18 protein-coding genes are annotated in these 24,221 nt (G+C 62.4%); 14 read left to right on the top strand and 4 right to left on the bottom strand.

The window, feature by feature from the left end:
- The first annotated feature begins 76 nt into the window (after positions 1 to 76).
- The 6 genes from QD408_RS08185 to QD408_RS08160 all read left to right on the top strand — a co-directional run bounded on the left by QD408_RS08185 (position 77) and on the right by QD408_RS08160 (position 7,826).
- Positions 77 to 1,396: an alpha-L-fucosidase gene (locus QD408_RS08185; protein ID WP_414138972.1), complete on the top strand. Its 1,320-nt coding sequence runs from the start codon at positions 77 to 79 to the stop codon at positions 1,394 to 1,396.
- Between the two features lie 48 nt (positions 1,397 to 1,444).
- Positions 1,445 to 2,665, top strand: a complete 1,221-nt coding sequence (locus QD408_RS08180) for an ABC transporter substrate-binding protein (protein WP_414138971.1) — start codon at positions 1,445 to 1,447, stop codon at positions 2,663 to 2,665.
- A gap of 69 nt (positions 2,666 to 2,734) precedes the next feature.
- Positions 2,735 to 3,661, top strand: coding sequence for a carbohydrate ABC transporter permease (locus tag QD408_RS08175; protein WP_414138970.1), 927 nt, complete (start codon positions 2,735 to 2,737; stop codon positions 3,659 to 3,661).
- Positions 3,651 to 4,535, top strand: a complete 885-nt coding sequence (locus tag QD408_RS08170; protein ID WP_414138969.1) for a carbohydrate ABC transporter permease — start codon at positions 3,651 to 3,653, stop codon at positions 4,533 to 4,535. Before QD408_RS08175 ends, QD408_RS08170 begins: the two co-directional genes overlap by 11 nt.
- Before the next feature lie 200 nt (positions 4,536 to 4,735).
- Positions 4,736 to 5,665: a substrate-binding domain-containing protein gene (locus QD408_RS08165; protein WP_414138968.1), complete on the top strand. Its 930-nt coding sequence runs from the start codon at positions 4,736 to 4,738 to the stop codon at positions 5,663 to 5,665.
- A gap of 16 nt (positions 5,666 to 5,681) precedes the next feature.
- Positions 5,682 to 7,826: a methyl-accepting chemotaxis protein gene (locus tag QD408_RS08160; RefSeq protein ID WP_414138967.1), complete on the top strand. Its 2,145-nt coding sequence runs from the start codon at positions 5,682 to 5,684 to the stop codon at positions 7,824 to 7,826.
- 131 nt (positions 7,827 to 7,957) lie between these two features.
- On the opposite strand, the gene QD408_RS08155 is transcribed toward QD408_RS08160, so the two are convergent.
- A complete protein-coding gene (locus QD408_RS08155) occupies positions 7,958 to 9,319 on the bottom strand; it encodes an MFS transporter (protein ID WP_414138966.1) in 1,362 nt (453 codons plus the stop codon).
- A gap of 171 nt (positions 9,320 to 9,490) precedes the next feature.
- Complete coding sequence (locus QD408_RS08150) at positions 9,491 to 10,777, bottom strand: ABC transporter substrate-binding protein (protein WP_414138965.1); 1,287 nt, start codon at positions 10,775 to 10,777, stop codon at positions 9,491 to 9,493.
- Between the two features lie 191 nt (positions 10,778 to 10,968).
- Between QD408_RS08150 and QD408_RS08145 the strand changes: the two genes are divergently transcribed.
- The 7 genes from QD408_RS08145 to QD408_RS08115 all read left to right on the top strand — a co-directional run bounded on the left by QD408_RS08145 (position 10,969) and on the right by QD408_RS08115 (position 21,591).
- Entirely contained in the window at positions 10,969 to 13,491 is a 2,523-nt protein-coding gene (locus tag QD408_RS08145) for a hypothetical protein (protein WP_414138964.1), read from the top strand.
- A 16-nt stretch (positions 13,492 to 13,507) separates the two neighbouring features.
- A complete protein-coding gene (locus QD408_RS08140) occupies positions 13,508 to 14,602 on the top strand; it encodes a glycoside hydrolase family 88/105 protein (protein ID WP_414138963.1) in 1,095 nt (364 codons plus the stop codon).
- Positions 14,599 to 15,963 carry a glycoside hydrolase family 28 protein gene (locus QD408_RS08135; protein WP_414138962.1) on the top strand — a complete coding sequence of 455 codons (1,365 nt, stop codon included), beginning with the start codon at positions 14,599 to 14,601 and terminating at the stop codon, positions 15,961 to 15,963. Before QD408_RS08140 ends, QD408_RS08135 begins: the two co-directional genes overlap by 4 nt.
- Positions 15,951 to 17,057: an ABC transporter ATP-binding protein gene (locus QD408_RS08130; protein WP_414138961.1), complete on the top strand. Its 1,107-nt coding sequence runs from the start codon at positions 15,951 to 15,953 to the stop codon at positions 17,055 to 17,057. Before QD408_RS08135 ends, QD408_RS08130 begins: the two co-directional genes overlap by 13 nt.
- Positions 17,058 to 17,059: 2 nt before the next feature.
- Positions 17,060 to 18,046, top strand: a complete 987-nt coding sequence (locus QD408_RS08125) for a carbohydrate ABC transporter permease (RefSeq protein ID WP_414138960.1) — start codon at positions 17,060 to 17,062, stop codon at positions 18,044 to 18,046.
- 1 nt (position 18,047) lies between these two features.
- Positions 18,048 to 19,094, top strand: a complete 1,047-nt coding sequence (locus QD408_RS08120) for a carbohydrate ABC transporter permease (protein ID WP_088684166.1) — start codon at positions 18,048 to 18,050, stop codon at positions 19,092 to 19,094.
- A gap of 574 nt (positions 19,095 to 19,668) precedes the next feature.
- Positions 19,669 to 21,591 (top strand): methyl-accepting chemotaxis protein, encoded by a 1,923-nt coding sequence (locus QD408_RS08115; RefSeq protein WP_414138959.1) that lies wholly within the window; start codon positions 19,669 to 19,671, stop codon positions 21,589 to 21,591.
- A gap of 100 nt (positions 21,592 to 21,691) precedes the next feature.
- Here QD408_RS08115 and QD408_RS08110 read toward each other — a convergent pair whose 3' ends face one another.
- On the bottom strand, positions 21,692 to 22,570 hold the full coding sequence (locus QD408_RS08110) for a LysR substrate-binding domain-containing protein (RefSeq protein ID WP_414138958.1): 879 nt from the start codon (positions 22,568 to 22,570) through the stop codon (positions 21,692 to 21,694).
- Positions 22,571 to 22,730: 160 nt separating this feature from the next.
- Here QD408_RS08110 and QD408_RS08105 point away from each other — a divergent pair, with 160 nt between their 5' ends.
- Positions 22,731 to 23,117: an ectoine synthase gene (locus QD408_RS08105; protein WP_414138957.1), complete on the top strand. Its 387-nt coding sequence runs from the start codon at positions 22,731 to 22,733 to the stop codon at positions 23,115 to 23,117.
- 23 nt (positions 23,118 to 23,140) lie between these two features.
- Here the strand turns inward: QD408_RS08105 and QD408_RS08100 are convergent, their stop codons facing one another.
- Positions 23,141 to 24,181, bottom strand: a complete 1,041-nt coding sequence (locus QD408_RS08100; protein ID WP_414138956.1) for a LacI family DNA-binding transcriptional regulator — start codon at positions 24,179 to 24,181, stop codon at positions 23,141 to 23,143.
- Between the last annotated feature and the right edge of the window lie 40 nt (positions 24,182 to 24,221).

The raw sequence follows: 24,221 nt of genomic DNA, 5'->3' as shown, positions 1-24,221 counted from the left end.
GATGGCTCAAGGAGGATGTTCGCTTACCGAACCGGTTCGACATGACGTTAAGCCGGAAAACAGGGAGGAGAAACCTGTGACGAGTTCGGAACGCCTGCCGGAAAATCCGGTATCGGGAGCGGGCAAACACGCCTGGTTCAGCCATGATCGCCTCGGCATGTTCATCCATTGGGGCCTCTATGCGCTTGGAGCCCGGCACGAGTGGTTGAAGAACCGCGAAGAGCTGACTGACGACCACTATCAGCGCTATTTCGAGAATTTTGATCCCGATCTCTACAATCCCAAGGAGTGGGCGCGCCGTGCGCGTCTTGCCGGCATGAAATATGTCGTGGTGACGACCAAGCATCACGAGGGCTTCTGCCTCTGGGACAGCAAGGTCACCGATTACAAGGCGCCGAACACGCCCTGCGGCAAGGACCTGCTGACGCCGCTCGTCGAAGCCTTCCGGGCCGAGGGGCTGAAGATCGGCTTCTATTATTCGCTGCTCGACTGGCACCATCCCGATTTCCCGATCGACGTCCACCATCCCTTGCGCAACCATCCGCAAGCCGAGGCGCTGAATGCCGGCCGCAACATCGCCAATTACGCCGCCTATATGCGCGAACAGGTGCGCGAGCTTCTGACCGGCTTCGGCCGCATCGACATCATCTGGTTCGATTTCAGCTATCCCCGCCGCGAATATCGCGGTCTGCCCGGCAAAGGGCGCGCCGATTGGGAAAGCGAACGGCTGCTTGCGCTGGTGCGCGAGTTGCAGCCCGAAATCATCGTCAACAACCGCCTCGACCTGCCGCCCGGCACACTGCCCGACGTGACGACGCCGGAGCAATATACGCCGCGCGTGGCGCCGGCTCTTGCGAGCCAGGGCGTGCTCTGGGAAGCCTGCCACACCTTCAGCGGCTCCTGGGGCTATCATCGCGACGAGGAGAGCTGGAAGAGCCCGGAACAGATCATTCAGCTGCTCATCGATTCCGTCGCGCTCGGCGGCAACCTGCTGATGAATGTCGGCCCGACCGGCCGCGGCACCTTCGATAAACGCGCCATCGCCGCGCTCGAGGTCTACCAGAACTGGATGGAGGTCAATGCACGCTCGATCTACGGCGCCGGCCCATCCCAACTTCCCGCGCCGGCCGGTTGCCGCTACACCCAGCGCGGCAACCGCCTCTACCTGCATGTCTATAACTGGCCCTATCGCCACATCCATATCGAAGGACTCGCCGACAGGATCGCCTATGCGCAATTCCTGCATGACGCGAGCGAAGTTCGCTGGCTCGGCCATACCGGGGATGTGGATTCCAATATCGGCGTGATGGTGCCGGAAGGCATGATCACGCTCGAACTGCCGGTCCGGCGACCCGACGTTACCGTCCCGGTGATCGAGATCGTCCTCAAGGCGTAGTCGATCGCACCTGCGTGTCCATTGCGTTCATGGAGGGAGGAGAAACCCATGAAGGTTCTGCAGAAGACGCTTATGCTTGCCGCAATGAGCGGCAGCCTTTTTGCCACAGCCGCATCGGCCGAACAGGTCAACCTGACCTGGCAGATGTGGACCGGTTCCGACGCCGATACCAAAGGCTGGCAGCACCTGGCCGACATGGTGACCGCCAAATATCCCGATATCAAGGTGACGCTGACGACGACGGGCTGGGTCGATTACTGGACGCGGCTGCCGGTGCTGGCGGCCTCGGGCCAGCTTGCCGACATCGTGTCCATGCAGTCGCTGCGCATGCCGAATTTCTATTCGCTGCTCGAACCGCTGAACGACCGGATCGCGGCAGACAAGTTCGACGTCGGCGCCTTCACGCCCTCGATCATCGGCGGCATGTCTGTCGACAAGCAGCTCTACGGCCTGCCTTATGACGTCGGTCCGTGGGTCATCTACTATAACCAGGACGCGCTCGAAGCCGCCGGCATTCCGCTGCCGAAACCGGGCTGGACGCTCGCCGAATTTACCGATGCCGCCAAGAAGCTGACGAAAGACGGCCAGTACGGCTTCGGCATCACCCCGCAGAACTATTCGGTCCTGGCCTCGGCCTGGGGCGACAAATACGTCAATGATGCCGGCGAGCTCGACCTTACCAATCCCAGCGCCATTGCCGCTGCCGAGACGGTGATCGGCTTTGCCGCCAAGGACAAGGTCGCGCCGCTGGTGCCGTCGAGCGCCGATGCCGGGACGGTCATCCAGGGCCGCTTCTATTCTGGCAATGTCGCCATGTATGTCGATGGTCCGTGGTCGATCATCGGCATGAAGGACAAGGTCAAGTTCAAAGTCGGTTCCACCACCCTGCCGCGCGGGGAGGGAGAGCTGACGGCCGTCACGGCGGGCTCCGGTTTCGGCATCGCCACGACGAGCAAGAACAAGGATGCGGCCTGGAAGGCGATCCAGGTGCTGACCAGCCCCGAGGCGCTGCAATATCTCGCCGAACAGGGCCGGGCGCTCCCGGCGCGCACGGCCTCGCAATCCTCCTGGTACAAGGTGGCGGCCAAGGACATCACCAATGGCGGCGAGGCGCTGGATTATTCGCTGGCGCATTCGGTGCCGTATGTCATCACCAACAACTGGGCGGCGGTGGAAAATCTCTTCAACCAGTATTTCCCGCCCGCCTTCGGCGGCAGCGCCGACGCCAAGCAGACGATGGAGTCCATCCAGAGCCTCGCGCAGCAATAGAGCGCCTGCGCGTCCGGCAGGGCGCGCTCGCTTTCGCCGCGGCAGGAGTTGCCGCGCACGGAGGAAGACATGTCGGAAGGCGCCGTTGCCGAAATCGCCATTCAGCCCGATCAGCCGCGGCGCTTCCTGAAGCCGGAGACGCAGACGGCCATGCTGTTCCTGCTGCCGAGTTTCCTCGGCTTCATGATCTTCATGGCCCTGCCGATCGTTGCGTCGCTGGCGCTCTCCTTCACCAACTGGCAGCTGATCTCGACGCCGTCTTTCGTCGGCTTTCAGAATTACATCAAGCTCTTCACCGTCGATCCGGCCTTCTATACGATATTGAACAATACGCTGTTCTTCGCGGTCGAGTATCTGGCCGTGAATATCATCGTTTCGCTGACGCTCGCGGTTTGGATATCGAGCCTCAAGCGCGGCAAGGCGATCTTCCGGGTGATCTTCTTTCTGCCGACCTTTACCCCGACGATTGCAGCCTCCGTGGTGTGGCTGCTGATCTTCACGCCGGACGGGCTCGCCGACAGCGTCATCCGTTCGCTCGGCCTCGGCCTGCCGAACTTCCTGCTGAGTTCGAGCTGGGCCATGCAGGCGGTCGTGCTCGTCACGCTCTGGGCCAATGTCGGCTACAACGTGGTGATGTTCAACGCCGCGCTCGACCTGGTGCCGAAGCATTATCTCGAAGCGGCGATGATCGACGGCGCCGGTCCCTGGCGGCGCTTCTGGCGCATCCGTCTGCCGCTGATTTCGCCGACGGTCTTCTTCGCCACCGTCATGACGGCCATCACCTCGCTGCAGGTTTTCGACGAGATCTTCGCCATGACGCGCGGCGGCCCCGGCTCGGCGACGGCGACCCTCGGCTTCGCCATCTACCAGAAGGGCTTCACCAATTTTCAGATGGGCTATGCCTCGGCGCTTGCCTGGGTGATGTTCGTCATGATCATGGGGCTCACCATCCTGCAGTTCCACATGCAGCGCAAATGGGTGCATTATGACGAATAAGCCGGACTCACGGCATCCGCATTCCCAGTCTCGGAACCGGTATCGCATCCTGCGGCGGATCGGCGCCTTCGTCAGCTATGCCGGGCTTTCGCTGGTCGCGCTGCTCTTCCTCTTTCCCTTCTTCTGGATGGTGTCGAACGCGGTGCGCTCCAATACCGAGGTGATGGCCGTGCCGGTCCGCATCCTGCCCGAGGAATATCAGTGGGGCAATTTCGTCGAGGCGCTGGTGTCTCTGCCCTTCGGCATCTTCCTGCTGAACTCCCTCGTCGTCGCCTGCGGCGTGACCGCGATCGTCATCGTGGTCTCCTGCCTGTCGGCCTATGCTTTCGCTCGTCTGAGGTTCCCCGGCCGTGAAGGACTGCTGCTCACCTATCTCAGCACGCTGATGATCCCGCAGGTGATGCTGGTCATCCCGCTCTTCCTCGTCGTCAGCAAGCTCGGCTGGATCAACACCTATCACGGCATGATCCTGCCGGTCGCCTTCTCGTCCTTCGGCACCTTCCTGCTGCGCCAGTTCATCCTCGGCATTCCCAAGGATCTCGACGAAGCGGCGATGATGGACGGGGCCTCGCGCCTGCGCATCCTGGTCAGGGTCATCGTTCCGCTCGCCATGCCGGCGATCGGCCTGCTCGCGCTCTTCACCTTCATAGCGCAGTGGAAGAGCTTCCTCTGGCCGCTGATCGCCACCAGCGGGCTCGATAAGGCCACGCTGCCGCTCGGTCTCACCCTGTTTCAGACGCAGCAGGGCACCGCCTGGAATTACATCATGGCGGGCGCCACCATCTCCATGGTGCCGGGCGTCATTCTCGCCATCGTGCTGCAGAGGGTGATCTACAAGGGCATCAGCGTCGGCTCCGGTTTCGGCGGGCGTTAATTCTTATCAAAACAAAGACCTAAGCCCGTTGCATCAAGTCGAATGCGATGCCCTTCAAGTCTCGCCGGAAGGGCTTCAAAGAGGCGGTCGTGCCGCTGCGAGATCATATCCCCGCGCTTAACTTTCGTGTCCCGCCGAAAAGTAAAATTTAACCAAGATTTGAAATAACGCGTTCATATTCGAATTGCGCAGGGGAATTCATGAAAACGGCCACGCTTGCATCCATCGCTCTGGCGATATCGGTCTCTGTTGCCCATGCGCAGACGATCGGGGTTTCGATGACCAATCTCGACAAGTTCAGAGAGATGCTGGTGAACGGCGTCGTCTCGCACGGGAAGACGATATCAGGGCTCAAGCTCGTCACCGAGAATGCCAATGGCGACAATGAGCTGCAGAAGAAGCAGGTTCAGCAGTTCGTCGCCGACAAGGTCGATGCCATTATCATGATGCTGTCTGATGGCGATCTCGGGCCGCAAATGACCAAGATCGCAGCGGATGCCGGCATTCCGCTTGTTTACATCAACACGACGCCCTCCAATCTCCTGGACTTGCCGGACAATCAGGTTGTCGTCGCCTCCGATGAGAAAGACTCCGGTACGCTGGAGACGAAGCAAGTATGCTCTCTCCTCAAGGGCAAGGGCCGCGTCGTCGTGCTGATGGGGGAGGTCTTCCATGTGGCCGCCCGCACCCGCACCCAGGACATATTGGATGTCATCGCGACGCCGGAATGCAAAGGTCTTGAGATCGTCGAGCAGCAAGCGGCCTATTGGTCGCGCGATTATGCGGATCAGCAGATGCAGGAATGGCTGGCGGCCGGCGTCAAGTTCGACGCCGTCATCGCCAACAACGACGAGATGGCGCTCGGTGCGATCCGCGCCATGAAGAAAGCCAATATCCCGATGAAGGACGTCGTCGTCGCCGGCGTCGATGCGACCGACGATGCGCTTGCCGCAATGGTGGCGGGCGATCTCGACGTGACCATTCTCCAGAGCGCAGTGGGGCAGGGTGCAGCCGCTGTCGAAGCCGCCGTCAAGCTGATCAACAAGGAGAAGGTGCCGCGCGAAAACAACGTTCCCTTCGAACTCGTGACGCCTGAGAACCTTTCCAAATATCTGCCGAAGAGCCAGTGAGCATAAGAGGCCTATAATGTTGCATTTCTGGAATAAATTCGGCATTCGCGCGCAGATCACCTCGGGCTTCGTGCCGCTGATCCTGCTGATGAGCCTGCTCACCGTCAGCGCGATCTCCGGCATGAACGGGCTTGCCGCCATCTTCGCCTCCTATCGCGCCACGGCGGGCCAGAGCCTCGCCATCTCCGATTACAGCGACCAGCTGCACGAGATCCAGATGTCGGCGGAAGCCTTCCGCTCCACGCCGACGCAGGCTGTCGTCGACGGTTTCCGCGCCGGCGTGAAGGCCTTCGAGGCGGACGATCCGCGTTTTGCCGACAACAAGGAACTGCAGGCCGGCCTTGCGATGATCCGCCAGGATATCGCCGCCTACGGCAAGGCCTTCGAACAGATCGTCACCCTTCAGGGGCGGCGCGACCTGCTGATCTCCAAGGTCACTGAATTCGGCCCCTGGACCAGCATCGCACTCAACGACGTCATGCGCAGCGCCTGGCGCCAGAACGACGTGGCCCTGCTGCACACGACGGCGGAAACGCTGGAGGCCCTGAACCGCAGCCTTTATTTCTCCGAGCGCTTCGTGCATTCGGACGATTTTGCCGCCTATGACACGGCGCAGGCAGCGCTTGCCCAGGCCGTGGCGCTAAACGACGCCGCCGCCAAGGCTGCCAAGAACGAGTTGCAGAAGAAGCGCCTGATGGGCGCCGGCCAGCTCATGCAGAATTACACCGCGCGCCTCGGCGATATGAAGGACGTGTTGCAGACCTCCGGCAATATCCGCCAGACGCAGCTCAACGTCTTGGCGCCGAAGATCGCAGGCGAGTTCAAGGATCTGCAGGCGACCGTGACCGGCGCGCAGAAAAACCTCGATGGTTCGGTCGAAGCAACGGTCGCTTCCGCGACCAGCACGACGCTCGTCATCAGCGGCCTGCTGATCGTCATCGGCCTCGTGCTCTCCTATTTCGTCGGCCGGCTGATTTCCTCCGCAGTTCGCGGCATGGCGCAGTCCATGGAGCGGCTTGCCCGCGGCGAGGAGTCGATCGTAATCACCGGCGTCGAACACCGTCATGAGCTCGGCGCCATGGCGCGTTCGCTGAAGGTCTTCCAGGAGACCGGCCGCGCCAAGCTGATCGCCGAAGCCAATGCCGAACGGGCGCGTCTGGCCGCCGAAGAAGAGCGGCTGCGCCAGGAGGCCGAGCGCCTCAGCGATGCGCAGGTGATGGAGCATGCCTTCCACCAGATTTCGCTTGGTCTCGATGCGCTCTCGAAGGGCGATCTCTCGGTCCGCGTCGGCGACGTCGACCATCGCTATGTCCGGATCCGGGATCACTTCAACAGCTCGGTCGCAAGCCTTGAGGAAGCGATCGACTCGGTCATCCGCGCGGTCACCACCATCCGCTCCGGCCTTGCGGAAATCTCCACCGCTTCCAACGATCTTGCCCGCCGCACCGAGCAGCAGGCCGCTTCGCTGGAGGAAACCGTCGCGGCACTCGGCGACGTCACCCGCGGCGTCAACGGCACGGCGGAGGGCGCCAGCCGCGCCCAGGCCGTCGTGGCGACGGCCCGCACCAATGCCGAAAAGGGCGGCGAGATCGTTTCGCGCGCCATCGCGGCGATGACGGAAATCCAGAATTCGTCGTCGAAGATCGGCAACATCATCAGCGTCATCGACGAAATCGCTTTCCAGACCAACCTGCTGGCGCTGAATGCCGGCGTCGAAGCCGCGCGTGCCGGCGAGGCGGGCAAGGGCTTCGCCGTCGTCGCCCAGGAAGTCCGCGAGCTTGCCCAGCGCTCGGCCAATGCGGCGCGGGAGATCAAGCAACTGATTTCCACCTCCTCGATGCAGGTCAAGACGGGCGTCGAACTGGTCGGCGAATCCGGCGTCTCGCTCGAACAGATCGTCGAGCACGTCACCGCGATGAACGCGACCGTCGCCGAGATCGCGGTAGCCGCCCGCGAGCAGGCGACCAGCCTGCGCGAGGTCTCGGCCGCCGGCGACCAGATGGACAAGGTGACGCAGCAGAACGCCGCGATGGTCGAAGAGACCACGGCCGCCGCCCAGAGCCTGACGCAGGAAACCGAAAGCCTCGCCGAACTGCTGCGCCGCTTCAAGACGGGCAGCCGCCGCGCCTCGGAGCAGCGCCATTACGCGATGGCGTCGTGACGTCTATCACCCAAAACTGAATTGCGGTTTTGGGCACGGGATATGAAACAGAGATCTGAGGCGCGCCGCCATGCTGCGCGCCTCAGGCATTTTTGGCAGACAAAGGTGCGACGCCTGTCCCTCGTCGCCCCTCACAACAAGCGCCAGGCGGCAGAGCCGCCGAGCAACTGGATACCGCCGCCGGCGGACATCGCGATGAGGAAGGCGGTTTCGGTTTCGCCGAGGAAGGCGAAGACGGCGCCCAGGATCGCGACCCCGATCGTCGCGCCGACCATGCGGGCGACGTTGATCAGCGCGCTCGCCGTGCCGGCGCGATCGGCCGTCACGGCGGACACGGCGATCGCCGTCAGCGGGCCGGTGGCCATGCCCATGCCGATGCCGGTCAGCAGCAGTCCAATCTCTTCGGCGACGAACGCCTGCGCGACAAAGGCGACGCCCAGCAGGAGGTTGCCGAGGCCCATCGCGGCGAGCCCTGCGGATATTGTGCTCTTCTTTCCCAGGCGTTCCGAGATCGAGCCGGAGAAGGGAGAGATCGCGATGAAACTCAGTGCCATCGGGAGCAGCGATAGCCCGACCTCGATCGAAGCCAGCCGGCCGAGGGCGAGAGAGGCGAGCGGGAAGAGAAAGAGCGTTCCGTACATGCCGAAGGTCATGGCCGCCGTTCCCGCCATCGCGCCGCGGAACTGGCTGCCGGAGAACATCGAGATCGGAACCAGCGCGGTCTGTTTCAGCCGCCGCTCGACCCTGACGAAGAGCCAGAACAGGGCTGCGCCCGCAATCGCCAGCAAAGACGTCCGGAGGGGCGGCAGAAGCGAGGATTCGATCGCGGCGAGCGTGATCACCATGAGGGCGGCGATCCCCAGCAGTTGGCCAGGCAAGTCGAAGGACCGGTCATGCCGATCGGCGCTCTCGGGAACGAAGAGCCGCGCTCCGGCCGCTGCGGCCAATGCGATGGGGATGACGACGAAGAAGACGGATCTCCAGCCGAAATCGTGGATGAGGAAGCCGCCGAGGCTCGGGCCGATCGCTAGCGAGACGCCATTGCAGCCGGCCCAGATCCCGAGCGCCCGCGCACGGATCTTTTCCACCGGATAGATGACGCGGATCAGCGAAAGCGAGGCCGGCAGGAGAAGTGCGGAGCCGAAGCCGGTCAATGCCCTTGCTCCAATGAGAAACGCCGTCGTCGGAGCGAAGGCGCAGCCGAGGCTCGCGAGCGTGAAGAGCATGCAGCCGACGACGAAGAGCCGGCGCCGGCCGCAGAGATCGGCGAACAGGCCGCCGCTGATGAGAAACGAGGCGTAGATCAGGTTATAGGCATCCACCACCCATTGCAGTTCGGCGACGGAAGCCTTGAGGTCGAGGCCTATGGGCTGAACCGCCAGATTGACGACAGACGTGTCGACCTGCGCCACGATCACGCCGAGGCAGAGAATGGCGAGGGCGGCAGGGTTCAGGTCCGGGCGGGAACTGGTGTTTCGTTCGATGATATTCATGACGCTACCTTTCCTCGGCGGAATGTAGCGTCTTCAGGTCATCGACAATTCGAAACGGGTCGAAGTGTCGGAAGCGGCGGTTTGAGCATCGCCCAAAAAACGATCAGCCACGGCCCGTTGCGAGGTCGTGGCTGATGCAGCGCGCAATCTGTGGGAGACAGGCGCGGCCGGTTACTTGTTGGCGGCGAGCGCCACGTTGACCTTTTCGACGTCGGCGCTCATGGCCTTGAAGGTGTCTTCGAGGGAAAGCTCGCCGACGATCAGCTGGCTCATCCGCTGGACGATGAGCTGATAGATGGCGGACGATCCCTTGAGGCGTTCCAGGTCACGGGCTGCCTTCGGGGCGCTGTTGCGGGCAGCGAGGAAGACGGCCATGGCATCCTTGGCGTTCTTGCTCTCGAGCTTGTACTGCGGATCCTTGATGTCGGCGCCGGTCAGGATGACGTAGTTTTCGGCGATTTCACGCTGGATCTTTTCAGAGCCGAGGAACTCGATGAAAGCAGCGACTGCTTCCGGATGCTTGGTGCGCTTGAAGCCGACGATCGCGGTGCCGCCCGGCATCGCATAGCAGCCGGCGTCGCCGCAGGGCGCGCTGATCGCGGTCCAGTCGAAGGCGTCGGCGATCTTCTTCTGGAACGGATTGACCATCCAGTTGCCGGCAAGATAGGTCACGACATTGCCGTTGACGAACTCGTCACCCATGTTCTTGTACTGGGTTCCGCCGGCAGCACCCCACATTTCCTTGGGGAAAGAGCCGTCCTTGGTCCAGTTGTAGAGATCGGTAATGTAGCGCTTGGCGGCATCGTCGGGGAACGAGAACTTGCCGTCCTTGACGTAGTTCGAACCGTAGGAGAAGGCGGCGCCCGAGAAGCGATGGCCCGAGCGGTCCATCGTGAAGGGGATCTGCGCGCCGGTCGCCTTGGCGACGCGGGCGGAGGCTTCGACGATGTCCTTCAGCGTGGCTGTGGGCTGCGGAAGCGGTTCCTTGGCCTGCTCGAAGAGCGTCTTGTTGACGAAGGGCAGGTTGAAGGTCTGCGACGCGACATAGCCGTTGATCGAGTTCGGATCGTTGACGCCGGGGAAGCGAAGCGTGTTCAGGCTGTCGCCGTGCAGCTTGGCGAAACCATCCGGATCCTTCATCAGCGGGCGCATGTCGAGATAATAAGGCGCCAGCTGCCAGTCGGTGATCTTGGCAACGTCAGGGCCTTCGCCGATGGCAAGCTGCACCGGTAGCTGCTTGGCGACGGCATCATAGCCCGACGAAACGAAATTCACCTTGATATCGGGATGTGCCGTCTCGAATTCCTTGCTGAGCGCTTCCATCCGCTCGACGTAAGCCTGGTCGTCGTCGGTAAAGAGAAAGGTGATCGTCTGGGTTTCCGCCATGGCCGCGCTGGACCATGCGAAAGAAACGGTGGCAAGCGCCAGTGCGAAAGCCCCTGATAGATACGTTTTCATTTTCATCCTCCCATGAAAACATTTTCATCAATCGCGGCCTCAGCCATCGATAAGTGAATTTCATATACTTGACATTCGGTCCGTCAAGCTATTTTCTACGCGAATAGCGATGTTTTTGAGCAATTTTCAAAAATCACGCACCAAAATAACCTAATGAAAATATTTTCATTTGATTGCGGAGGAGGCGATCTGTGAAAACGGAAAGCATCAAGCAGCCGGACGACATGGCGCCAGCCTATGGCGTGGGCCGGGGGCAGACGATCACGGCATGGGCCGTGTCCGCCCTCATCGCGCGTTATTTTCCAGGCGAGCCGGCGCCGGCCGAAGACCGTGTGAACTACCGTTTCATCAACGGTTTCGTCGATGTCGGCGACCTGCCGTGCCGCAAGGCCTTCTGGTCCACCATGGTCGGCCGCGAGCTGGCGCCCGATACATCCTGGCAAACCGAAAGCCTCTATCTTCCCGGCTCGAACCGCCGCGTCGAGTTCACCAGCTTCTGGCATGTGCCGACACATGTCAGGAAATGGCTGAAGGGTACGTTCAGGACGGAAGCGCCGCGCACGCTCAATCTCGCGCTCAAGACCTGCGGCGGCGTTCGCATATGGGTCAACGGGCAGGAGGCGGTGCGCTTCGAGCCCTTCAAGCGCAATGTCGAGAGCGCAACCGAGATAGCTTTGGCGCTCGAAGCAGGCGACAACGAGATTCTCGTGCATACCGAGGATCTTGCCGAGCGCGACACGACCTGGTTCTTCGAGCTCGAAATGCTGGACGAGGAGCCGCTCTGCGTGCTGCTGCCGGTATCGCTGGATCAGGATGAGGTGCGGGAGCTGGAAGCGCTTTCGCGCGGCGTGCGCCCGGCCCGCGACGTCTTCGTCAAAGAGCCGCTGGAGATCATCTTCGATACGGCGCCCGAGCGCGACCTGCCGGTGGAGCTCGAGGTGGTCGGCCATGGTCACGAGCGGCCGGTTCTCGCCCATGCGAAACTGACCCTCCGCGCCGGCCAGAACCGGCTGACGGCCGACGATGTCTGCGCCATTGCCGACGGTTATCACGGCATCCATATGACGATCGGCTCCGGGACGGGCTCGGTCACCCGCGTCATCGATGCCGCCTTCATGAGCAGCATCTCACCATTGCCGGCAGAGGCATCGCTTGCCGCCCGCAAGCGGCAGGCGCTGGAATACAGCGCCCGCTTCGGCGCCAACCGCGCCGGCCGCCTGATCGCGATGATGGAAACCGGCTACGACGACCGGGAGAGCTTCGACCGCATCGTCGATGCGACGCTCGCTTCCATCGATGCGCGAGAGGATTGCTCGGATTTCATCATGGTGCCGCTCCTGTGGCTGCTCGGCGCCTATGGCGACCGCATGCCCAAGGCCACGGTCGACCGCATCCGCCATTCCGTTCTTTCCTACCGCTACTGGGTCGACGAGCCGGGCAACGACGCGATGTGGTTCTGGAGCGAGAACCATGTGCTCTGCTTCCATACCAGCCAGCTCCTGGCCGGACTTCTGCTGCCCGACGAGCTGTTTTCGGCTTCGGGGCGCACGGGAAGGCAGCAGGCGGAACTCGCCGTCGAGCGCCTCGGGCGCTGGTTCGACAGCGTCGAGGCCCATGGCCTGGCGGAGTGGAACTCGGCCGCCTACTACCCGATCGATTTTATCGGCCTGCTGGCGCTGGAGCGCTGGGCGGAGAGCGGCATCGCCGATCGCGCCCGCGGCCAGATCGATCTCATCTTCCGTATGATCGCCCTTCATACGCTTGCCGGCGTTCCGGCCGGATCGCAGGGCCGTGCCTATGACAAGGAACTGCGCGCCGGCCCGCTGACCGAGCTTGCGCCCTTCGCCCAGGTCGCCTTCGGCACGGGCTGGCTCAACAACGGCGTCGCGGCGCTGACCATGTTCTGCGCCGGCGATTATGAGCCGCCGGCCGATCTCGCCGAGCTTGCTTCGCTCTCGCGGGGAAGAAGCGTCGAGGCGCGCTACAGCCAGGGGCTGGAGAGCGGCAAGCTCGTGCTCTTCAAGAACGAGGCCGCGCAGCTTTCGACCGTCGTCGATCACAAGACCGGCCGGAAGGGGCATCAGCAGCACGTTCTGGATATCCGGCTCGCCGGCCATCCGATGGCGAGGCTCTGGGTCAACCATCCCGGCGAAGACGATCCGTGGGGCAATCAGCGGCCGTCCTATTGGGCCGGCAACGGCATCCTGCCGCGTGTCGCCCAGCATCGCGACGTCGCCCTTTTGATCGAGGACACGGGTGATGCACGGCATGCCTGGACGCACGCCTATATCGGCCGCGACGGTCTCGACGATCTGATCGTCGAGGACAAATGGCTGATCGCCCGGTCGGGCCGGGGATTTGCCGCCCTCTGGGCCTCGAACGGCCTGGAGCTGATCGCCGACGGGCCGACCGCCGGCCGCGAGGCGCGCTCGCATGGGGCGCTCTGCGGCTGGGCGGCCATTGCAGGCTGCGGCAATGACGATGCTTTCAAGGCCTTCATCGAGCGCCTGTGCCAGACGGCGGTGTCCTTCGATCCCGCGCTTCGGCGTCTTTCCCTGACGCCGCCGGGCGGTCCGGCGGTCGCTCTTTCCTATGCCGACGGTCTTTCGATCGCGGGTCAGCCCCGGCCGTTCACGCATGATCAGCCGCACCCGATCCTCACCCACGACAGCGCCGCGTCCCAAGCCGGCGCTGACGAGCCGTTCTACTCCTAAAACATAGGTCTCCAGCATGAACACAGCATCTGTCGACAACGCCGCTCTCCTGACGACGATCGATCGCGTGGCGACGGCTTTCAGCCGGCTCAGGGGCATCAAGGAAGGTCTCGTGACGGACAATGCCGCCTCCGGCATCCAGTTCGACGAATGGGACTGGGAAGTCGGCGTCGGCCTTTACGGATTCCTGCGCCGCGCGATTTCCGCCAACGACCAGAAGGCGCTGCAGGAGCTCGTCGCCTGGTACAGCGCCCAGATCGAGCGCGGTATTCCGCCGCGCCAGATCAACAGCACGGCGCCGATGCTGCCGCTCGCCATCCTCGTCCAGCATGTCGACCGTCCCGATTTTCGCGCCCTCGTCGAGGACTGGGCCGACTGGCTCATCAAGGAATTGCCGAAGACCGAGGACGGCGGCTTCCAGCACGTCTGCAAGGAGCGCGTCAACGACGGCGAATTGTGGGACGACACGCTGTTCATGGCCTGCCTCTTCCTCGCCCAGGCCGGCGTGCTCTGCGAGCGCCAAGACTGGATCGACGAGGCCGTCTATCAGTTCGTGCTTCACACCCGCTATCTCTCCGATCCGGTGAGCGGCCTCTGGTATCACGGCTGGACCTTCAACGGCCGGCACAATTTCGCCAACGCCTTCTGGGCGCGCGGCAATGCCTGGATCACGGTCGCCATCCCCGAACTCTTCGATCTCGTCCCGACGCTCGGCGAGAAGGACCGGCGCTTCCTGTCGAACGTCCTCGTCAGCCAGGTGCGCTCCTTGAAGGCGTATCAGCGGCCGGACGGCATGTTCACGACGCTTCTGGACGATCCGTCCTCGCCGCTCGAAACCTCGGCAACCGCCGGCATCGCCTATGGCATGCTGCGCGCCATCGATGCCGGCATTCTCGACGAGAGCGACAGGGTTCATGCGGAGCGCGCGCTCAAGGCCGTGATGGCTGAGATTGACGACGAAGGCGTCGTCCACGGCGTCTCGGACGGCACGCCGATGGGTCATGACCTCGATTTCTACCGGCAAATCCCGAACCTGCCGACGCCTTACGGCCAGGCGCTGACCATGCTGCTTTTGACCGAAGTCCTGATCGAAGGCGGCCGCCGCCAATGAACGCCACCTCCCTCGCCACGATCGAGGCGTTCGACGGCGACAATACCGACCGTCTGCAAGCCGAGATCGACAGCCTTTCGGCTTCCGGCGGCGGGCGCCTGGAGCTCCTGGCGGGCATCCACCTCTGCCGGGGGCTCCGGCTGCGATCCGGCGTCGATCTGCATCTGGCCGCCGGCGCGATCCTGCGTCCCGTTCCCGATTATGCCGCTTATCTCAATACGACGGTGTCGGTGATCGCCGAGAAATCGGACCGCGGCATGATCGTCGCCAGGGACGCGCGGCGGATCAGCCTGACGGGGGAAGGGCGCATCGAAGCCGGCTGCGAGAGTTTCATCATTGGCGACGACGAGACGGTGGGAACCTTCATCCCGGCCGAGTTTCGTCCCCGTGTCGTCGTCTTCGAAGGCTGCGACGAGGTCGAGATCAGTTCCATCCATGTCAGCCGCTCGCCGATGTGGACGCTGCATTTCGTCGACTGCACCGATGTCGTCGTTCGGAACGTCACCATCGAGAACGACCGCCGCCTTCCCAATACGGACGGCATCGTGCTCGATGCCTGCCGCGGCGCCGTCATCGAGGATTGCAACATCTCGACGGCCGACGACGGCATCTGCCTGAAGACCAGCATCGGTCCTCAAGGCGTCGCCATCGGCCGGTGCGAGAACATTCTCGTGCGCCGATGCTCCGTCCAGAGCTTGAGCTGTGCGCTGAAGATCGGCACGGAAACGCATGGCGACGTCACCAACATCGTGTTCGAGGATTGCAACGTTTCCTCCTCCAACCGGGCGCTCGGCATCTTTTCCCGCGACGGCGGCCGGATCTCGAACGTCAGGTTTTCGAGGATTGCGGTCGAGTGCCGCGAAACGCTGGATGGCTTCTGGGGCTCGGGGGAGGCGCTGACCGTCAACGTCGTCGACCGGGTCGCCGAACGGCCCGCGGGCGCGATCGAAAATCTCATCGTCGAGGATATAACCGGGCGCATGGAGGGGGCGATCACCGTCATCGCCGCCGCACCGTCGGGAATCCGCAACATATGGCTGAGGCGCGTCGCCATCGACCAGCAGCCCGGCGAACTCGGCACCGGGCAATCCTACGACCTGCGCCCGACGAATGCCGACCTCGCCCCGAAAGCTGAGGGCGGCGGGCGCGCCAATGCCTGGACCCGTGGCTCGGACGGGCGGGTGATCGGTCTCGAGCGCTATCCCGGAGGAATGCCGGCCATCTACGTGGCCGGCGTCAAGGGGATACTGATGAACGAGGTGCGGATGACCAGGCCGACACCGCTGCCGCAAGGCTGGAACAAAAACGACACCGTCTTCGAAGCGGCGGCATCTGATGGGAGTGAGGCATGGCAGAACTGAAACTTTCCACCGTCAACAAGGCGTACGGCACGGTCAAGGTCCTGCATGACGTCGAACTCGACATCAAGGACGGCGAATTCGTCGTTTTCGTCGGCCCGTCCGGATGCGGCAAGTCGACCCTGCTGCGCGTCATCGCCGGCCTCGAAGAGGTGACGGAGGGTAAGATCGCGATCGGCGGGCGCGACGTCAGCGCGCTTTCTCCGGCCGAGCGCAAGATCGCCATGGTCTTCCAGTCCTATGCGCTCTATCCGCATATGAGCGTGCGCAAGAACCTCGCCTTCGGCCTTGAAAACCTGAAGTTCAAGCGCGCCGAGATCGAGGGGCGGATCGCCGAAGCCGCCCGGATGCTGGCGATCGAGCCCTATCTCGACCGTCGTCCGAAACAGCTTTCGGGCGGCCAACGCCAGCGCGTGGCGATCGGCCGGGCGATCGTGCGCGAACCGGACATCTTCCTCTTCGACGAGCCGCTGTCGAACCTCGACGCGGCGCTGCGCGTCCAGACCCGCGCCGAGATCACCAAGCTCCATCGCGAAATCAAGACGACGATGATCTATGTCACGCACGACCAGGTCGAGGCGATGACCATGGCCGACAAGATCGTCGTGCTGCGCGCCGGGCGGGTCGAGCAGGTCGGTGCACCGCTCGAACTCTTCGATCACCCGCGCAATCTCTTCGTCGCCGGCTTCCTCGGCTCGCCGCGCATGAACATCATCAAGGGCAAGGTCGCAGCGATCACGGAAAGCGGCGTCGCCGTCGACGTCGCCAACGGCGGCAGGATCGTCAGCGATGTCGATCCCGCCGGCATTGCCGTGGGGCAGGAGGTTCTCGCCGGCATAAGGCCCGCGCATTTCTCGCGCTCCAGCGGTCAGGGCCTGCCGTTCGTCGTGCAGTATCACGAAGGCCTGGGCACCGAGACCTATGTCTACGGCAATCTCGAGGGACAGGACGAGCAGATCATCATCCATGAGGCCGGCCATTTCGCGCCCGTTCAGGGCGACCGGCTGGTGATCGATGCCGATCCGGCACGGGTTCATCTGTTCGATCCCAAAAGCGAACTTGCTTTTGCCCGTCGGTCGGGACAGGGGAGGCGCTGACCATGGCGGCTGGTGCATTGCTCTCCCAAGCGGGCGAAACGGCGATGAGGGTGGTCGAGGCTCCGATGAATGCGTTCGAGCGCGTCTTCGGCCGCAAGCGCATGCCCTGGATGTTCCTGGCGCCGAACCTCGTTCTCTTCGCCATCTTCACCTTCCTTCCGATTGCGATCGCGGTCGGTTACGCCTTCACCGGCGGCACCAATCTTTTCGTCTCGGAGCGGCCCTTCGTCGGTTTCGACAATTTCCGCGCCCTGCTTTCCTGCGGCAATTACCTGCAGCCGGGAACCTGCCAGGAATCGCTGTTCTGGACGGCCGTCTGGAACACGCTCTGGTTCGTGGCGTGCAATGTCGTCGCCACGTTGCTGGTGGCGCTGATCACGGCGCTGATCCTCAATCGGGCGATCTTCGCGCGCGGCTTCTTCCGCGCGATGTTCTTCTATCCCGTTCTCCTGTCGCCCGTCGTCATCGGCCTGATCTGGAAATGGTTCCTCGACCGCAACGGGCTCTTGAACGCCTTCTTCCAGATGCTCGGGGTGCCGCCTGAAATTTTCCTGCTCGATGTCGGCTGGTCGCGTTTCTTCGTGGTCGTGGTGTCGGTCTGGTTCCACATGGGCTTTTACACCCTCATCCTGCTTGCCGGCCTTCAGGCGATCCCGAAGGAACTCTACGAAGCCGCCTCCATCGACGCCGCTTCGCCGCGCCGCACGCTTTTCCGGATCACGCTGCCCCTGCTGGCTCCGAACCTGCTCGTCGTATTCATCCTTCTGATGATCAAGTCCGTGCAGATCTTTGACGAAGCTTGGGTTTTGACCAACGGCGGCGGTCCGGGCACGGCCAACAGCTTCATCGTTCAATATATTTACCAGATGGCGTTCAGCAGCGATCTGCGCCTCTTCGGCCTCGCTTCCGCCGCATCGGTTCTCATGGGGCTGGTGCTTCTGGTTCTCACCCTCATACAGCTGCGCTTGGGCAAGCGAATGGAGTCCTGAGATGAACCCGATCAGCTTTCTCTCGCGCACGCGCCGGGCCGGACGCATCGACATAACCGACATATTGTCATGGGTCTGGCTGATCGGCGGCACGCTCGCCGTGCTCGTTCCTGTCGTCTGGGCCGGTCTCTCCTCGCTGAAGCCGGCGGCCGAGATCACCCGCTTCCCGCCGACGCTGCTTCCCCGCGCCGCCGTGGAACAGACGGTGCCGGGCTTCGACAAGCCGCTCAGCCTCTGGCAGGTGACTGTCGACGGTCAGTCGCGCGAAATGGCCATGGTCAGGCGCATCGGCCTCAAGGCGCAGATGGTCGATCCGGCAAATCCCGGACCGCCGGTCAGCGTCGACGTGAAGGGGATCACGCCGGTGCAGCACATGACCGTCGCCACCGAAAACTACACCGACCCGCTGACGCGCTTCAACTTCCTGACCTTCCTCAAGAACTCGGTGTTCGTCACCGTGGTCGCGACGCTTCTGACGCTGATCGTAAACGCCATGGCGGCCTTTGCGCTGTCGAAATACAAGTTTCGCGGCGATACGACGGTTTTCGTCATCATCATTTCGACGCTGATGATCCCACTCGCCGTCGTCATGGTGCCGGCCTATCTCGTCATTGTCGGGGTCGGGCTTGCGGACAATCTCTGGGGCGTCATCCTGCCGACGATCGCCTCTCCGACCGCCGTCTTCCTGCTGCGGCAATATATGCTGACCATCCCCGACGAACTGATCGAGGCGGCGCGCGTCGATGCGGCGAGCGAATTCTGCATCTTCTGGCGCATCATCCTGCCGCTGACGGCGCCGGCGCTTGCGGTTTTGGCGATCTTCTCGGTGCTCTGGCGGTGGAACGACTTCCTGTGGCCGCTCATCGTCCTCAACAGCCGCGAGAACTTCACTTTGCAGGTTGGTCTCAACGCATTCCAGGGCGAATTCTCGGTGCAGTGGCACTATATCCTGGCGATGACCTTCCTCAGCCTGCTGCCGGTGACCGTCGTGTTCCTGTTCCTGCAGAAATACATCACGACAGGCATTGCCGGAACGGGGATGAAGTGACCGAAGCTGGCGCATGATCCCGCCACCCGGGGTCAAGACGTGGAAACCCTCCCGAGCGTTGCAAACCGCATTTCCGTCTCACTGCGCCCAATGAAGCGCGCCGCATCGATCAGCGTCGATGCGGCGCGCTTTAACGTTTGCGCATAGCTTGCGAGGCTGATGCCTGTTTTTCGGGCGCATTCCTCGGCTCTGACTATACAGATTGGACATGACTATCCGATATGCGCAAAATAGTGAGCGCTGCAGGCAACCCTTTTGTATCGTTTACACCATCTTAATTTTCGCGTGCAATTTTTTGCGTCAGGCAGAAACAGCAATAAATACGGCCATGAAGGGCCGAAATAATCCTGTCATTTCCTGAAGTCGTAAAGATATGTTCCCGGATTATTGGGCATTTAGCCGTTATATTATCAATTTCGGGGACTATTATTCTGATATTTCATAAATGTGCCAAAATATTATTTGGCGGAATGAATAGGTTCCTCCGTTTGGCTGTTCCTGAACGTCAGGATGAGAAGCAGATGCGATTCTGGGTTTCATTCAAGTTTTAAGGCGCATTAGGCTGGAACAACACATGATCTCTCTGAAGTCTCTCAAAATAGGCCCGAAACTGCTGGGATTGACGGCTGTCACCGTCATCATCGGGGTCAGCGTCAGCGTCTATGTCTCTTCGAAGCTGCGGTCGATCGACGACACCTACAGCGCGCTCCTGAACGTGGACGCAAGCGGGACGAACAAGCTTGCGGAAATCACCGGCAATTCCGACTCGATCGGCCGCGTTGTCTTCCGCCTCATTGCCGAGCCGGATCAGGAGAGCGTCAAGAAGTCGGAAGGCGAGTTGGCGCAGGTGTTTGATGAAACCGCCGGCTTCATCGATGATGCGGCAAGCCACTATCCAAGCGAAAAGGCACGGTTCGAGGGGCTCAAATCCGATCTGCGCGCCTTGCAGGCAACGACACCGCCCATCGTGGCGGCATCCCTGGCAGGTGACGATGCCACCGCTCTGCGCCTGAACACCGACAGTTTCAAGCCTGCGAGAATGAAGTTCGACGCCGACGCGACCGAGCTTTACGACTGGGCAAAGACGGAACTGAAGCGGAAGAACGATGCCGCGAGCGCCGTGACCAACCAGACGATCTCCACGAGCTACATCGTGCTCGTGATCGCCGCCCTCGTCTCCCTGGCCGTCGCGACCGCTGTCAGCCTCGGACAGATCGTGCGGCCGATCCGCCGCCTCACCGAAACCATGGGCGCCATCGCCGGCGGCAACCTTGCCCTCGATATTCCCGGAGCCGACCGCCGCGACGAAATCGGCGAGATGTCCGCCGCCGTCGAGGTGTTCCGCGCCAATGCGCTTGCCAACAAGCGGCTGGAGGAAGAGGCGGCCGCCAACCGCAACATGACCGAGGAAGAGCGCCGCCAGAAGGCGGAAGCCGACAGGCTGCGCGCCGAGCAGATGGCGCAGGCGACGTCGGGCCTTGCCGACGGTTTGAAGCATCTTGCCGGCGGCGATCTCGGCTTCCAGCTGACGCAGTCCTTCGCGCCGGATTTCGAAAGCCTCCGGGCCGATTTCAACGCTGCCGTCAACCAGCTTCAGCAGACGCTGCGGGCCGTCGCGCAATCGACCGGCCAGATCGACAGCGGCACCCGCGAGATCAGCATCAGCGCCCAGGATCTCGCCAAGCGAACCGAACAGCAGGCTTCCTCTCTTGAAGAGACCGCAGCCGCCCTTGACCAGATCACCGCGAATGTTTCGAATTCCTCGAAGCGCGCCGACGAGGCCCGCACGGTGGCGGTGCAGGCCAATGCCAGCGCCGTTCAGTCGGGCAAGGTCGTCGCCGACGCGGTCCATGCCATGCAGAAGATCGAACAGTCGTCGAGCCAGGTGTCCAACATCATCGGCGTGATCGACGAGATCGCCTTCCAGACCAACCTGCTGGCGCTCAACGCCGGCGTGGAAGCCGCCCGCGCCGGCGACGCCGGCAAGGGTTTTGCCGTCGTCGCGCAGGAAGTGCGCGAGCTCGCCCAACGCTCCGCGCAGGCCGCCAAGGAGATCAAGGATCTCATCCGCAATTCCTCCGTCGAAGTGGAGAGCGGCGTGCGGCTCGTCAGCGAAACCGGCGAGGCGCTGAAAACGATCGAGGAGTATATCGTCACCGTCAACCAGCACATGGACGCGATCGCCACCTCGGCGAAGGAACAGTCCATCGGCCTTTCGGAGGTCAATACCGCCGTCAACCAGATGGACCAGGTGACGCAGCAGAACGCGGCGATGGTCGAGGAAAGCAACGCCGCAAGCGCCACGCTCGCCGGCGAGGCCGGCCGCCTTCGCGACCTGATCAACCGCTTCCAGCTCGGCGACAGGGGCGCTTCCCAGGCTGCGGCGCTCCGCAAGACTGCCACCGCCATGGCAGCGCCGGCGCGCACCGCAAGCGCCGGCCGCCCCGTCGCACGCGGCAATCTGGCCGTGAAGCAGGAAGAATGGTCTGAGTTCTGAAATCGGATGGCAGTGCTGCGGGGAGGTGCGGCCTTCTCGCTTCAAACAAGAGCGGTTCAGGCCCTATCCCCTGAGCCGCTTGATTTATTTAAGGGCATAGTCAGCCGGGCGACCGGCATTCGTTCGTGAACCAGTCGATGAAACGGCGCACCGGTTTCTTGGCCCATGAATTCGTAATCACGTAGTAGCCCTGGTTTTCTGCCGTCGCCACGTCCGACAGAATGACGAGGTCGCCGCGATCGATCTCCCGCCGAAACACCTCGACCGGACATAGGGCGATGCCATGCCCCGCGATCACAGCCGTTGCAAGCATGTTGAAGTCCTGAAATATCGGCCCGCGAATATGTTCGGGCGCTGACAGGCCGGCCTTGCGAAACCATTCCTTCCAGCCTTCGACGGATTCATCGTGCAGCAGATCCGCTGCGGCAAGCGGAACGTCGTCGACGCCCCAGTTCCGCTTCGCCAGATAATGGATGCTCGCCACCGGCTGGTTGCGCCGTGAGAAGAGAAGGCGGCTTTCCCGTCCGCCGCTCAAATCCTCGCCCATTGTGATCAGGACGTCGAGGCTCTCGTCGTCGAACCGCTCTTCCGCTCTCGCATAGACTATCCTGACATCGAGAGCGGGATCGTTTTCCTGGAAAGACGGAAGTGCGGGAACGAGCCATCGCGAGGCGATCGAGGGAATGCATCCGACAGTGATCGAGCGCATGTCGTGGTCCCGGCGCATATTGCCCGTCGCATGCGCGATCGCCGCCAGCGAACCCGAGATCGCCAGGTAATATTCCGAGCCGGCGGTGGTCAGTGCGACGCCACGTCCGGATTTCTGAAGCAGCTTGCGCCCCAGCCAGGTTTCCAAGTGCTTGATCTGGTGGCTGATGGCGGCATGGGTCACGTGCAGCTCGTCGCCAGCCTTGGAGAGGCTCATCAGCCGTGCGGTCGCTTCAAAGGCTCTCAGCGCATTCAGCGGCGGCAGATGCATGCTTGCATGTTCCTTACAGATGGCACCGAATAATACGTAAGTTTTCCTAACATATTATCCAAATAAGATCATTTGAAAAATAGGTGATTTCGATAGTTAGTTGGCCTCGTGCGGATCAGGATCATCGCCGAACCTCAAGAGATATGTCAGGAAAATTGTCATGTTTGTCAGAAATCTGAAAGAAGTGGAGCAGACGGAGCGTTTCGTCGACTGGGGCAACGGTACGAGCCATCGCCTTCTGACCCTGGACGACGGCATGGGCTTTACCGTCTGCCATACGGTGGTGCGCGCCAATACCGAAGCGCTGCTGCAATACCGCAACCATCTGGAAGCCTGCTACTGTGTCGAGGGTGAAGGCGAAGTCGAGGATATGGATGGAAACGTCTTTCCGATCGGGGTCGGCGACATCTACGTGCTCGACAAGCATGACCGGCATTACCTGCGCGGCGGCAAGGACAAGGATCTCATCCTCGTCAGCATCTTCAACCCGCCGCTGAAGGGAACGGAACGCCACGACCTGAACAACCGCAACGGCTCCGAATATTGACCAGTTGCAATCGCCACAGTGAGTTAAGAACGCGGCGGTGCCACGCTGCCGCGCAAAACCAGGTGGCAGCCGAGTTCCAGGCGGTGGGCCGGGCGTTGCGGGTCGTTGGCGATCAGGCGTTGTTCGATGAGCGCCAAAGCCGCGGCGCCGAGTTTGTCGGTGGGGACGCTGACCGTCGAAAGCGGCGGGCGGCTGAATTCGCCGGGGACGATGTCGTCGAAGCCGAGGACCGATATTGCTTCGGGCACGCGTATGTCGCGGTCGGCGAGCGCTTTCAGGCAGCCGAGCGCCAGGTTGTCGGCGGCGCAGAAGACGGCGGTGGCGCCTTTCATCGTCGGGTCGCGCTCGAGCAAAGCATTGATGGCGGCCTCGCCGTGCCTCGGCTCGTATCCCTCGGCTTCCAGGATCATATCTTTGGGCATAGGAAGATGGGCGGCCAAATAGGCATCGGAAAAGCCGTCATACCGGCGCTGGATCGTCGTGCGGCCCTTCCAGGTCAGATGCAGGATGCGGCGATGGCCGAGCGCCAGCAGATGCTCGATGCCGAGCCGCGCACCGAAGCGGTTTTCAGGCGTCACCGTATCGACCAGCATGGCCGGGTCCTCGCCATTGACGATGACGACAGGCATGTCGGGGGAGGCGAGGCTGCGGATGAGTTCCGGCTGATCGTCGTTCAAGACCACGATGCCGTCCGCACGCTCGGACATTGCGATCTGCCGGACCTCGGCGCCGTCGATGCGCCGGCCGGTGCTGACATAAGGCACGATGCGGATGCCGCGGCGCTCGCACTCCCTGCGCAGACCGTTGAGGATCGTCCAGCTCACCAGGTTGAGATCGCTCTCGGGCGCGGCGTCGTCGGGAATGGCGAGCAGCAGGACGCGCAGCGTGGCGATCGTCGCCTTTTTCCGGCGGCGGTCGAGATAACCCAGGCGTTTGGCCGAATCCAGAACCCTTTCGCGCACTTCGATCGTCAGCGGCGCGGTTCCGTTCAGCGCGTGCGAGGCCGTGCTCAGCGACACATCGGCATCGCGCGCGACATCCTTGAGATTGACTTTGCGTTCCACTTTATTCCGTCACGATTGAGGTCGTGCCTTGAGGAGTTTC

It is taken from the genome of Rhizobium sp. BR 249, from assembly GCF_047445895.1.
Classification (GTDB): Bacteria; Pseudomonadota; Alphaproteobacteria; order Rhizobiales; family Rhizobiaceae; genus Rhizobium.
This window is presented reverse-complemented; position numbering and strand designations above follow the sequence as displayed.

Bases quoted from the DNA above. Each gene is read 5' to 3' on its own strand.
- QD408_RS08180 (WP_414138971.1), top strand. From the start codon at position 1,445: ATGAAGGTTCTGCAGAAGACGCTTATGCTTGCCGCAATGAGCGGCAGC.
- QD408_RS08175 (WP_414138970.1), top strand. From the start codon at position 2,735: ATGTCGGAAGGCGCCGTTGCCGAAATCGCCATTCAGCCCGATCAGCCG.
- QD408_RS08170 (WP_414138969.1), top strand. From the start codon at position 3,651: ATGACGAATAAGCCGGACTCACGGCATCCGCATTCCCAGTCTCGGAAC.
- QD408_RS08165 (WP_414138968.1), top strand. From the start codon at position 4,736: ATGAAAACGGCCACGCTTGCATCCATCGCTCTGGCGATATCGGTCTCT.
- QD408_RS08160 (WP_414138967.1), top strand. From the start codon at position 5,682: ATGTTGCATTTCTGGAATAAATTCGGCATTCGCGCGCAGATCACCTCG.
- QD408_RS08155 (WP_414138966.1), bottom strand. From the start codon at position 9,319: ATGAATATCATCGAACGAAACACCAGTTCCCGCCCGGACCTGAACCCT.
- QD408_RS08150 (WP_414138965.1), bottom strand. From the start codon at position 10,777: ATGAAAACGTATCTATCAGGGGCTTTCGCACTGGCGCTTGCCACCGTT.
- QD408_RS08140 (WP_414138963.1), top strand. From the start codon at position 13,508: ATGAACACAGCATCTGTCGACAACGCCGCTCTCCTGACGACGATCGAT.
- QD408_RS08135 (WP_414138962.1), top strand. From the start codon at position 14,599: ATGAACGCCACCTCCCTCGCCACGATCGAGGCGTTCGACGGCGACAAT.
- QD408_RS08130 (WP_414138961.1), top strand. From the start codon at position 15,951: ATGGCAGAACTGAAACTTTCCACCGTCAACAAGGCGTACGGCACGGTC.
- QD408_RS08125 (WP_414138960.1), top strand. From the start codon at position 17,060: ATGGCGGCTGGTGCATTGCTCTCCCAAGCGGGCGAAACGGCGATGAGG.
- QD408_RS08120 (WP_088684166.1), top strand. From the start codon at position 18,048: ATGAACCCGATCAGCTTTCTCTCGCGCACGCGCCGGGCCGGACGCATC.
- QD408_RS08115 (WP_414138959.1), top strand. From the start codon at position 19,669: ATGATCTCTCTGAAGTCTCTCAAAATAGGCCCGAAACTGCTGGGATTG.
- QD408_RS08110 (WP_414138958.1), bottom strand. From the start codon at position 22,570: ATGCATCTGCCGCCGCTGAATGCGCTGAGAGCCTTTGAAGCGACCGCA.
- QD408_RS08105 (WP_414138957.1), top strand. From the start codon at position 22,731: ATGTTTGTCAGAAATCTGAAAGAAGTGGAGCAGACGGAGCGTTTCGTC.